General features: G+C 44.8%; 9 protein-coding genes and 1 tRNA gene. 5 read left to right on the forward strand and 5 right to left on the reverse strand.

Annotated features, from left to right (window positions below; all coding sequences use genetic code 11):
- Nucleotides 1-209 precede the first annotated feature (209 nt).
- Complete coding sequence (locus L0M98_RS18650; protein WP_227217164.1) at nucleotides 210-560, reverse strand: YraN family protein; 351 nt, start codon at nucleotides 558-560, stop codon at nucleotides 210-212.
- A 388-nt stretch (nucleotides 561-948) separates the two neighbouring features.
- On the opposite strand from L0M98_RS18650, the gene L0M98_RS18655 reads away from it, so the two are divergent.
- Together L0M98_RS18655 and glmS are read left to right on the forward strand one after the other, a co-directional pair.
- A complete protein-coding gene (locus L0M98_RS18655) occupies nucleotides 949-1,755 on the forward strand; it encodes a glycogen/starch synthase (RefSeq protein WP_186977396.1) in 807 nt (268 codons plus the stop codon).
- 74 nt (nucleotides 1,756-1,829) lie between these two features.
- Nucleotides 1,830-3,668, forward strand: a complete 1,839-nt coding sequence (glmS, locus tag L0M98_RS18660; RefSeq protein ID WP_099289914.1) for a glutamine--fructose-6-phosphate transaminase (isomerizing) — start codon at nucleotides 1,830-1,832, stop codon at nucleotides 3,666-3,668.
- Nucleotides 3,669-3,701: 33 nt separating this feature from the next.
- Here the strand turns inward: glmS and galE are convergent, their stop codons facing one another.
- Nucleotides 3,702-4,718: a UDP-glucose 4-epimerase GalE gene (gene galE, locus L0M98_RS18665; protein WP_227217163.1), complete on the reverse strand. Its 1,017-nt coding sequence runs from the start codon at nucleotides 4,716-4,718 to the stop codon at nucleotides 3,702-3,704.
- A 128-nt stretch (nucleotides 4,719-4,846) separates the two neighbouring features.
- On the opposite strand from galE, the gene L0M98_RS18670 reads away from it, so the two are divergent.
- Complete coding sequence (locus L0M98_RS18670) at nucleotides 4,847-5,551, forward strand: hypothetical protein (RefSeq protein ID WP_227217162.1); 705 nt, start codon at nucleotides 4,847-4,849, stop codon at nucleotides 5,549-5,551.
- Here the strand turns inward: L0M98_RS18670 and pssA are convergent.
- Nucleotides 5,517-6,359 carry a CDP-diacylglycerol--serine O-phosphatidyltransferase gene (gene pssA / locus L0M98_RS18675; RefSeq protein WP_227217161.1) on the reverse strand — a complete coding sequence of 281 codons (843 nt, stop codon included), beginning with the start codon at nucleotides 6,357-6,359 and terminating at the stop codon, nucleotides 5,517-5,519. The genes L0M98_RS18670 and pssA overlap by 35 nt on opposite strands.
- Before the next feature lie 93 nt (nucleotides 6,360-6,452).
- Here pssA and L0M98_RS18680 point away from each other — a divergent pair, with 93 nt between their 5' ends.
- Nucleotides 6,453-7,472: a glycosyltransferase family 9 protein gene (locus tag L0M98_RS18680; RefSeq protein ID WP_227217160.1), complete on the forward strand. Its 1,020-nt coding sequence runs from the start codon at nucleotides 6,453-6,455 to the stop codon at nucleotides 7,470-7,472.
- Nucleotides 7,473-7,488: 16 nt separating this feature from the next.
- On the opposite strand, the gene L0M98_RS18685 is transcribed toward L0M98_RS18680, so the two are convergent.
- The gene (locus L0M98_RS18685) at nucleotides 7,489-11,112 is read right to left on the reverse strand and encodes a sensor histidine kinase (RefSeq protein ID WP_227217159.1); all 3,624 of its coding nucleotides are present in this window, start codon (nucleotides 11,110-11,112) and stop codon (nucleotides 7,489-7,491) included.
- Between the two features lie 19 nt (nucleotides 11,113-11,131).
- Entirely contained in the window at nucleotides 11,132-11,605 is a 474-nt protein-coding gene (gene rlmH / locus L0M98_RS18690; protein ID WP_099289908.1) for a 23S rRNA (pseudouridine(1915)-N(3))-methyltransferase RlmH, read from the reverse strand.
- A gap of 172 nt (nucleotides 11,606-11,777) precedes the next feature.
- Here rlmH and L0M98_RS18695 point away from each other — a divergent pair.
- Nucleotides 11,778-11,851 (forward strand) — tRNA-Ile (locus L0M98_RS18695).
- The last annotated feature ends 132 nt before the right edge of the window (nucleotides 11,852-11,983 follow it).

The raw sequence follows: 11,983 nt of genomic DNA on the forward strand, positions 1-11,983 counted from the left end.
CACCCTTACAAACCCTAGGTGTCAGCTTTTCCTTTCGGTTTTGTAAATTTTGAATTAATTCCCTAAATTATCAAGATTTATCCAATGATTGTCGATTTCTAGCACAATTTTTGATATACCTCTAGTATCCCTATTGACACTTTTCTTATGCCGGGTGGCATTCATATTCCTACCACACCACACACACGACAGAAGCCACCCGGTTCTTTCTAAAACAAATCAATAGCTTCACGCACGTACTCGATACGCATATTGGAACCCGTGACAACCACGAGGTCGAAACGTATTTCCCGATGTATATTCTTTTTCGTGAGATAAGCAGCCCCGGCAACTTGCAGACTTTTCTTTTTCTTGTAATCCAGCAACTCGAAAATATCCACCTCTTCGCTCGTCCGGGTTTTCACCTCGACCACGACAAGCATCTCTCCGTCCAAACACACGAAATCCAATTCCCGACGTCCGATTCGCCAATTTCGTTCCAAAACAGTATATCCCAGATCTAACAGATAAAGATACACCTTATCTTCTCCCAACTTTCCGAATTCATTATGCCAAGCCATAGTCAAGTCTTCCCCTAATTTACAGGCTAAAAAGAGTTCCGCAATGTTATATAAATCTAAGATAAAAGCAAAATATTTTGCATGAAAATCATTGAAAGGAGTCATTTTAGCATTTTGCCTAGTTTATAAAGTCGAGCCTTCGGCTCTTAAAGTTCATAAAGTCTATAAGGTCACGGGAGTCCTTCGGACTGTGTTCATCGGCAGCTTGGCTGCCGTAGACTAAGCGCCCGCAGGGTCCACGGACTTTATGAACCTTATGGACTTTATGAACCTTTGACTAAAAGGGCGAAAGCGTCAAAACGCTTTTGCCCTGAGTTTATTACCTCGAAGTTTTGAATTCTAATCGGAATTGCCTATCTTTGTAAGGTTTTTGGGAAAAGTAGTAGTTATGGCTAAAAAAAGAGTTTTATTTATATCTCAAGAGATTGTACCTTATCTTCCTGATTCCGAAATGGCTAATATCGGAAGATATTTACCTCAGGGGATTCAAGAAAAAGGTAAAGAAATCAGAACGTTCATGCCGCGTTACGGCTGTATCAATGAAAGACGCAATCAATTGCACGAGGTCATCCGGTTATCCGGGATGAATTTGATTATCAATGACACTGACCATCCTTTGATTATCAAGGTTGCATCCATACAATCTGCAAGAATGCAGGTGTATTTCATTGACAACGAAGATTATTTTCAACGCAAACACACGATCGCCGATGAAGACGGAACATTTTTTCCCGATAACGACGAACGTTCGATATTTTTCGCGCGGGGTGTTTTCGAAACGGTACGCAAGCTAAGATGGGCACCGGACTTGATCTATTGTCAGGGATGGTTTACCGCATTGATTCCGCTTTACCTCAAAAAAGAGTACCATGATGACCCGGTATTCTCCAAAACAAAAGTGGTATTCTCCACTTACAACGATAAATTCGAGGGAAAATTGGATAGCAAATTCGAGGAGAAAGCTATGACGGAAGGAGTTGCACGCAAAGACGTGGCCCTTATAAAAGATCCGACACACACGAATATCAACAAATTGGCATTCCAATACGCAGATGGCATCATCTTTAATCACAAGGACGTGGATGACGAACTTCGTACTTTCGCCAGCGAATTGAAGAAACCGACCTTGGAGTACCCCGGGGAGCAATGCTATATTGATGCATATTCCGACTTTTTTGACAAAATAATCGAATAAACATAGAAACAAGCGGCAATGGTTGTTAGCCGCTTGTTTTATTATTAACAAATATATAAAACACGACAAACATTATGTGTGGTATTGTGGGATACATCGGGCCCAAAGAAGCCTGTCCAATCTTAATCAATGGTCTGAAACGCCTGGAATACCGGGGATACGATTCTGCCGGGATCGCGTTGATTCACAACGATGACATCAGAGTTTACAAATGCAAGGGAAGAGTGCTCGACCTCGAACAACACATGGAACTCGAAGACACGAGTGCCACGATCGGGATGGGGCATACGCGCTGGGCTACCCACGGGGAGCCGAATGACGCGAACGCTCACCCGCATACTTCCATGAACGGTCTTTTCTCTATCGTGCATAACGGTATTATCGAGAATCATTCCCTGTTGAAAGAAAAATTACAGGCAAGAGGCTACGCGTTCAAAAGCGAAACCGACACGGAAGTATTGGCAAACCTCATCGAGTACATATACTTGAAAGGTCAGATAAATGCAGAAAACGCGGTTCGTCTGGCTCTGACCAAAGTAATCGGTGCCTACGGGCTGGTTGTTTTGTGCAAAGCGGAAGCGGATCAACTCGTGGTGGCACGCAAAGGCAGTCCTCTGGTAATCGGAGTGGGACAAGGCGAGTATTTCGTGGCATCCGACGCCACGCCTATCGTGGAATACACGAAAAACGTGATTTACCTGAACGACGATGATGTCGCTATCCTGAAAAGAGACGAGATGATCTTGAAAACGATCAAGAATACCCCGGTCTCTTTAAGCATCCAACACGTGGATATCGACATCGAGAAAATAGAAAAAGGCGGTTTCCCGCACTTCATGTTGAAGGAGATTTTCGAACAAGTAAATTCTATCTATGACACTATCCGGGGACGGGTGAACGTGGATGCCTCCGAGATTTACCTTGGTGGTATCTCTGAAATCATCCCGAAGATGGTAAACGCACACCGGATTATCATTATCGGTTGCGGAACGTCATGGCATGCCGGACTGGTCGGCGAGTACATGCTGGAAGAATTTACCCGTATCCCGGTAGAAGTGGAATACGCTTCGGAATTCCGTTATCGCAACCCGATAGTGAATGAAAACGATATCGTGATAGCCATCTCCCAAAGTGGAGAAACAGCCGACACATTGGCAGCTATCAAGTATGCCAAAACACACGGGGCCACGGTTATAGGCATTTGCAACGTGGTCGGTTCAAGCATCGCACGCGAAACGGATGCCGGAGTATACACCCACGCAGGACCGGAAATCGGTGTCGCCTCCACGAAAGCGTTTACCGCCCAAATATCCGTACTTGCCATGATGGCTTTGCAAATAGGTCACCGTAAAGGGACACTGGCAGACGATATATATAAAAAATATATCAACGAACTCTATAACCTACCGGATAAAGTCAAAGCTATACTGGAAAAGGACAACATAATCAAAGAAATTTCCGCTATCTACAAGGACTCCACGAATGCCATTTATCTGGGAAGAGGTTGTCAATTCCCCGTGGCTCTCGAAGGAGCGTTGAAGTTGAAAGAAATTTCCTATATCCATGCCGAAGGATACCCGGCAGCGGAGATGAAACACGGTCCCATCGCCTTGATTGACGAGAATATGCCCGTGTTCGCCATTGCCACAAACGACAATTACTACGATAAAATCGTTTCCAACATCAAAGAAGTACAGTCCCGCAAAGGACACGTGATCGCTCTGGTAAACGATAACGACACGCAAGTCACAAAACTAGCGGAACACGTGATCGAAATTCCCGAAACACTGGAATTCCTTTCCCCGCTGCTGAACGTGATTCCATTACAACTTATCTCCTATCACATTGCCGTGATGAGAGGCTGTAACGTGGATATGCCGCGCAACCTTGCAAAATCGGTAACTGTAGAATAAAGCAATAAAAAAGGGGTTTTAAAAACCCCTTTTTTATTGCTTTAACGATTGCTGCCATTTCCACACGTTCCTCATCGTGTCCTCGATCGGTGTCGCGGCCTTCCATCCCAACTCTTTATTCGCTAAAGTCGTATCAGCCCACACCTTCTCGATATCACCGGCACGACGTCCCACGATTTTGTAATTCACCTTTACCCCGGTTGCCCGCTCAAAAGCATGGATGATCTCCAACACGGAAAGTCCTTTTCCCGTCCCGATATTGAAAAACTCGTAATTTGCCTTATTCTTACCCTCGAGCAAACGGCGAATAGCCACCACATGTGCTTTTGCCAAATCTACCACGTCGATATAATCACGTAAAGGTGACCCGTCGGGTGTATTATAATCATCACCGAACACGCTCAACTGCTCCCGAATACCGATAGCGGTCTGTGTCAAGTAAGGAATCAGATTATTCGGCACGCCATTGGGCAACTCCCCGATTAAGGCAGTCGGATGCGCCCCTATCGGGTTGAAATAGCGCAAAGCCAACGCGTTCATCTTCGGTTCCACCTTCATCAAGTCACGGATAATATCTTCACTCATCACCTTGGTGTTCCCGTAAGGCGATTCGGCCTCGTGGCGGGGAGTCTTTTCCGTCACGGGAAGTACATCCGCTTGCCCGTATACCGTGCAAGAAGAAGAGAATACCAGATTCGGCACTTGAAACTCACGCATAGCATCGAGCACGTTCATCAATGAATTCAAGTTATTGAAATAATACTCCAACGGCTTATGCACGGATTCGCCCACCGCTTTCAACGCGGCAAAATGAATCACCGCCTTGACATCCGAATGGCGAATAAAAAAATCTCTCGTTGCCACCCGATCGGTAAGATCAATCTCCTCGAATTCAGGACGAATACCCGTGATCTTCTCGATCCCATCCAACACGTCAATACTTGAATTCACTAGATTATCGGCTATAATCACGTCATAACCACTCTGTTGAAGTTCCACCACCGTGTGGGACCCGATATACCCCGTACCTCCTGTCACAAAAATTTTCATACACCAATAATTTTTTCTCAATTTATAACAATCTGTGTGTCTGTAATAGACAGAACAAAGTAAATAATAATAATCCGAAATGCCTAAAATGAGTTTGACAACCTTGCGTTTTTTCTTACCTTTGCCGTATGAATAAATACGTTGAACACATAGAAGAATTGTTATATCTACATGATTGCGTGATAGTTCCCGGGCTAGGAGGCTTCATCTGCAACTATACCGGAGCAACGATCAACGACAAGACAGGGATGATCATCCCCCCTGCCAAAAAGGTCGTGTTCAACAAACACTTGAAACAGAATGACGGACTTTTGATCAATTGGATCGCCCGCAAGGAACAGATCGATTACGAGAAAGCACAACGCCGCCTCGCTCTATTCCGCGAAGAGGTAAAAGTACGATTGAACCAAAAGCAAAAAGTAAACTTCGGCAAAATAGGGACGCTCAGTGTAGACCGCCGTTTCAATATTCTCTTCGAATCAGCCAACCACAACTTCCTGCCCGACGTCATGGGAATGGAAGCAATGCCCCTCGTGGCAAACGGCAAAAAAGTTAAGAAGACAAACGGAGAATACATAAATACCGAATCCGGAAACCTAGTTACCCGTCTGTTCAAATTCGGACTATCGGCAGCCATGATCGCGGGAATCGTGGTACTCTCGCAACAGGATATATTCCAAGGGGACACAGCTGCCAACTTGAGTAATATGCAACCCGCATCCATGAAAAGTAAATTGATTCAAACGGAGGAAACGGCAAAGATTTCTCCCGACTGTGATTTCGTGGATTACGATCCCGTTATTGATTTGACCGGGAAGTCAAGCGCACAATAATAACGATCAAGCAAGCCGGGACAATCATATACAACGCCTTAATCCCGAGCAACCCGAGAATCACAAGTAATATGCTCCAGAACACCCAATTCATCTTTTTCTTGAAATTATAACAAGAAATCAGTATATACACGGGAATCATATAAGTTAATGCCTTCACGTTCCATATCGCAAAACCAATCAAGACCATGCCGAGAAAACAGTACAACAGACTATTTTCTTTCCAAGAAAAGTTTGTCAGTTTTAAAGAAAACATCGGCACTTCACTAATTAGAAGAATAGCAAAAACGAGAGAACAAACTGCCAAAAGCCAAGCATTACCCCATGCCATCATAAAAAACTCCGGCCGGTAATACAAACAAAACACCAACATCACCCAAAACAACGCGTTCGAGGGAGTCGGCAACCCGATAAACGAATGTGTCTGCCGGGTATCGAGATTGAATTTAGCCAGACGATAAGCCGAAAAAGCAGGCACCAACAAAGGAACTACCGATAGCACCCGTTCCACCCAATAATATGTTTCTCCCGGTTCAGAAGAACAAAATGTTTCCCGAATCAAGAAATACGCCATTACCGCCGGCATCACCCCGAAGCTCACCATATCCGCCAAAGAATCAAGCTCTTTCCCCATATCCGATTTCACGTGCAGAAGACGTGCGGCAAAACCGTCAAAAAAATCAAACACCATGGCAAGAATCACCAGCCATGCAGCAATTAGCAAATTACCGTTAAACGCCATATAAATAGCCAACGCTCCGGAAGTAACATTCAGACACGTGATCAAGTTTGGGATATGTTTTTTCATGGACTATACTTTTATGATTCGAACACGAAAATACTTCTTTTTACAATAGGTAAACTACATTTTTATTACTTTTGTTGCAAAATTGTTATCGACATGGCTAAATTTCTCATTATTAGATTCAGTTCCATCGGAGATATCATCCAATGCATGAACGTAGTAAACGGGATCAAAAATCACTTCCCGGATGCGGAAATACACTGGATTGCCCGTAAAGACATGGGCTCTTTTCTCAATATGGACAAACGCATCGACCGGGTTTGGGGATTTGACAAGAAAACGGGGTTGAAAGGTTTACTTCGCATGGCAAAAGAACTGAAAGCCGAGAAATTCGATTACATTTATGACGCACACAGTAATATCCGCTCGAACATATTGAAAGCCGTGTTATTACCTCCCTTTTACTCTTTGTTCCCGAGAGGACGGCACTACACGCTACGCGGCAAAGAACGGTGGAAACGTTTCTTGCTTTTCAAACTGGGTATCAACAAATTCGACAACCCCTTCCGGGGTATCGTTTCTTACCGGAAACCTCTTGCGAAATGGGGTATCACGAATTTCGAATCGGATTATTCCGACTGGTGCTTCCCCGAAGAATACAAAGAACGCTTTGCCCGCACCTTTACCCCGAAGACCATTACCCTAGTTCCCTCGGCCAACTGGGAAATGAAACGCTGGCCCGTCAGCCATTGGCAGCAAGTTATCCAACTTATGCCGGAATACCGATTTATCATTCTCGCCGGACCGACAGACACATTCTGTGAAACAATCAAAGCCATCGCCCCCGAACGAGTGAACAACCTCTCCGGACAAACCTCTCTGTTGGAATCCTGTTACCTAGTGAAGCAATCTCACCTTGTCATCAGTGGCGATACCGGCTTCCTGCATGCCGCCGATCTGTTCCACACGCCCTCCATAGCCTTGATGGGTCCCACCGCATTCGGTTTCCCCACCGGAAAAGAAGCCGAAGTCATGGAAGTAAGCCTTCCCTGTCGTCCCTGCACGAAAGACGGTAGAGGAAAATGCAAACAACCCGTCTGGCAAAAATGTATGGTCGACATCACCCCCCAAGCAGTAGCCCAAAAAGCCAAAGCTATTTTAGATTTTAAATTTTAGATTTTAGATTGAAAAACTACCCCTCCGACTCCCCCTTATCATGTCTTAATGTCACGTAGAAAGTTGTACCCTCGTTCTCTTCGCTCTCGAAAGAGATCGTTCCACCCATACTCTCTATAATCTTGTACGACATTGCCAGTCCGAGTCCGGTACCACCTGATTTGGTCGTGAAATTCGGTTCGGAAATCTTATCCCGGATACCTTCCGGAATACCACAACCGTTATCCCGCACGAACAAAATAATCTTGCCCAATGCCGTCTTCAACTGCACGTGAACGTGTCCTTCCCGGTCTTCCGGGATACTTTGTTCCGCGTTTTTCAGCAGATTCACAACCACCCGGTTCACCTGATCCCGATCTCCATATACAAAAACACCCGGCTCTATGTCACATGTCATGTTCGCCACGTTCTCGTGAAACAACTTGGCACACCCATCCACAAGCTCACTCAGGTCAAACCACTCATTATTCGCCACTTGTAATTTAGCAAAATCAGAGAACGCGGAAGCGATAGACGCCATGTGGTCTATCTGCTCGATCAAAACCGAAGATATATCTTTAAACCGCTGCCGTACTTCCTCAATATCCCCTTTCTGTAAAGTACGTTGCATAAATTGCAAATTCAACTTCATCGGCGTTAGCGGATTCTTAATCTCGTGCGCGATCTGTCTTGCCATCTCCCTCCAAGCACTCTCGCGTTCGGACTTTGCCAATTGCTTGACATTCGCTTCCAGTTTATCCACCATCGCGTTGTACTCCTTCACCAGTAACCCGATTTCATCTTTCTGGTTATAAATAATCTTCTCGTTCTTACCCCCTACCCGCATCCGTCTCAACTTATCGTTCACGACCTGCAACGGCTTCGTGATCCGCTCGGCAACCACGCTGGATAAAATAAAAGCCAATACCATAACAATCATCGCGATATTCACCGCGACAATCACGGTCAGGAAAATATCTTTGTTCAGCTCTTCCCCTTTGGTAAAATAAGGAATACTCAACACGTATCTCTCTCCCGATTCCAGCACCAACGGCATATAAACCGCCATATAAATCATCTCGGCTATCCGTTCGTCCTGCACGAAACTCATTTGCTCTTGCGTCACGACTTTCTTGTAAGCCTCGGGATTCAACAATGTCCCGTCAAACCCTTTCTCGAAAATCATCGGTCGGGAAGTAGCAACCAACTCACCGCCCCAATTATAAACATTAATATCTACCCAAAGCACATCCGCCAATCTCCTCAACGCCGTCTCGATCTCCGGACACTTATCCGCATCCACGCAATTGTAGCGCTCCAACTCGCTCGTGATATACTTCGACACCTGAACAAGCGCTTCACTGTGCCGACGTTCGAAACTAGCGGCATTCCCGACAATACTCATAATCGTCATAAGCACGAACAAACCGGCAACCAGCGAAATAATATTACTTTTGATCCTTGACTTCAAACTCACCTGACGGAAATTTTCCCACCCGCCGTCAAACCGGAAAAACATCCCGTAAGACGTCAGTATAGCACTCACGAAAATAGCGTACAACAGGTTCATATAGTACAACGCGAACACGTCATCCGCCAGACTGACAACGCAAATACCTTCCTCTTTAATCGGAACGATCATGTGGGAATACCCGTCTACATTAATCGTGCGGGCATGCTCGTACGCCCCGAAACGCTCGGTAGAGCGCGGGTAATTAAAAGTTCCGTCAGCATCTACAAGCACCCCCTTACGGTACTTGGCATACGAATAGGGATACACGAATTCATTCTCCAAATCTGTCTCCCGCGACAATATCTGCGCATACCCTATTCCCTCGTGTCCTTTCTTAGAAGTAAAACGAATATACAGGCAACTGCCGTTCTTCACGTCCGGCAACATATAACGCCCCAAGTACACGTTCTGTCCGTCAAACAGATCAATATTATAAAATAAAGTACTATCCACTCTTATCCCGAGACTGTCTATCATACCGTCATAATAATCATAGCAACCGTATTTCACGTGTTTCGGAGTTACCAGTATAGTATCCCGTCCCGTGCATATAATAGCCTCGCAATCATAGTAAAATCCCGTCATGTCCAGTAATTCTTCCGAAATATACCGGGCCAGCACCTTCTCGTCCCCAACGCTGATCAGTGAATCGACCTTCGTACTTTTCATGATTTCATTGTTGATCTCGACCAACTTCTCCTCGAACACGGGATCAACTTCTTTCACGATCTGAACGATATAATCGGCACGAATTTTCAACTCGCGTTCCATCTCGTTACTCTTGGCTAAAAAGATGATATAAACGCAAACCACCACGAGAGCAAGCATAAATACACTTTTCTGGGCATCCATCTTCATCAGGTAAATCCCCAGTATAAACAAAAGGTAAAGTGACAAAGTAAACAAGCACTCCAAGGGAGTCAACGAAAAATTAAAGAAATAACAAAGAGCCGCGCAAAACAAGATCACGATTGTCACCCCGAGCAACGCTTGTTTCATCGTGAAAAGGTTCCGAAAATAACGGACGGAACTATTGATCAACACGATAAATCCCATACCCGCGATAATCAAAGTTACAAACGCTACCACGGACGAAAAATCGACATTAATCAGACGAGCTATATTCAAACTGATAGACGTACTCTCTATCAACGTCTTGATTGAAAAATGAAGCAAATTCGTGTAGATAAAAGCCACGAACACGAAGCCCGCAAGAAAAAGCCACCGGTAGCGCATCAACCGGTATTCATTATATCTTATCCGCAACTTATTGAACGTGATAAAAAGATAATGTGCCAAACAAAACATCGTCACGAACAAATCCCCTACCGAAACAATAAACGAACCGCCTCCGGCCACCTTACTGTTCGCGAAGATCGACAAATGATAAAGCGAGTACGGCACCTGATACCTCACCATGATTACCCGCAGCAGAATCAACAGGCAGAGGAACCCAAACGAGTGTCCCACCTGTTCCCTGAAACTCACGGAGCGATCCAGCGATATCTCGTAAGCATAAAACAAGAGATAGAGAAACACGAAATAGAGTACCAGCAAAAAATAATTCGGCAATGTATCCCCGTACCCCACGTTACTCTCGATCTTGAACAGCGCTTTCCCGTCCCGGCTATATATCGTGTACCCTCCCTCTTCCCATACATTCTTGATCGTCACTTTACTGGCATCATCCAGATTACTCCCGAACCGCGGGTTAAAATGATTCTTCACGTAACTGCTGGAATAAGGATAATCCTCTTTAATAAATAAAAGCCCGTAATACTCCATGTCCCCGATAAACCGCTTTCGGACATCAAAGTACAAATTATTCAACTTCACTAACTCCCCCCCCTCCTTCAGACGCTCGTACAGGTTGGGAGTCCCCACCCGTTCGTCACTCCAGTACACCAATTGCCCATTCTTGAAGCCGAGCAGGATCGAATTCCGCATCCGCCAGTTACTTTTGGAAATCTGAGTATTCTCGTCCAACTTCTGCAACTGTTCGTCCAAATGCTTCTCTTCCGCTTGCAATTGAGCCTGAAAAAGAGCGACTTGGGAATCCGCCGACCAATCACTCAAAGAGGTTTCCCACAACGAAGCCACCAAGAGACATCCCATGGCCAAGGCTAACACGAGCCAAAACTTTCTCATTCTTTTTCTAATCCCCGACTTACTCATGATGATAAGGTTCTCCTTTCAATATTGTCATTGCCCTGTATAATTGCTCCGTGAAAATCATCCGCACCATCTGGTGTGAGAATGTCATCTTGGATAATGAAATCTTCATATTCGCACGTTTATAAACTTCTTCGGCAAACCCGTATGGTCCCCCGATCACGAATACCATTCGCTTAATACTTGTCAGCATCTTCTGTGCCAAAAACTCCGCGAACGCCTTAGAAGTGTATTCATTTCCACGCTCATCCAACAAAACTACGAAATCCGACGCCTCCAATTGTCCCCGTATCAACTCCCCTTCCCTCTCTTTCTGTTGCACCTCACTCATATTCTTCGTGTTCCGTACATCCGGAATCACCTTCATCTCGTAAGGGATATAATATTTCAACCGCTTCTCGTACTCGGCAATCCCCGCCCGCACAAACTCAGCATCCGTCTTTCCTATCACTAGCAAACAAACTTTCACACCACAATATTTTTTCTATTACACTAAAATGTTCATCTACACGCAAATGTAGATAAAAATACCATATCTTCCGCGAATCGTTAAAAAAAAGCACACCAATATTTGCCCGAATTTCAAGAAAACACTATATTTGCACCCGTTAAAGCTAACCACTTTAGCACACGCAAGTGTAGGTCCTATAGCTCAGCTGGTTAGAGCACCTGACTCATAATCAGGGGGTCCTTGGTTCAAGCCCAAGTGGGACCACTTGAAAATAAAGCAGTTACAAAATTAAAAATGTAACTGTTTTTTTGTTTTTATATGGTTTTTACTGCCAATTTCGGAACTGGAAAATCTGTTTTTTTTCATGTTAAGCGTAAATTTTGCACAGTCGAAACA

It is taken from the genome of Butyricimonas sp. DFI.6.44 (assembly GCF_022132345.1).
GTDB lineage: Bacteria > Bacteroidota > Bacteroidia > Bacteroidales > Marinifilaceae > Butyricimonas > Butyricimonas muris.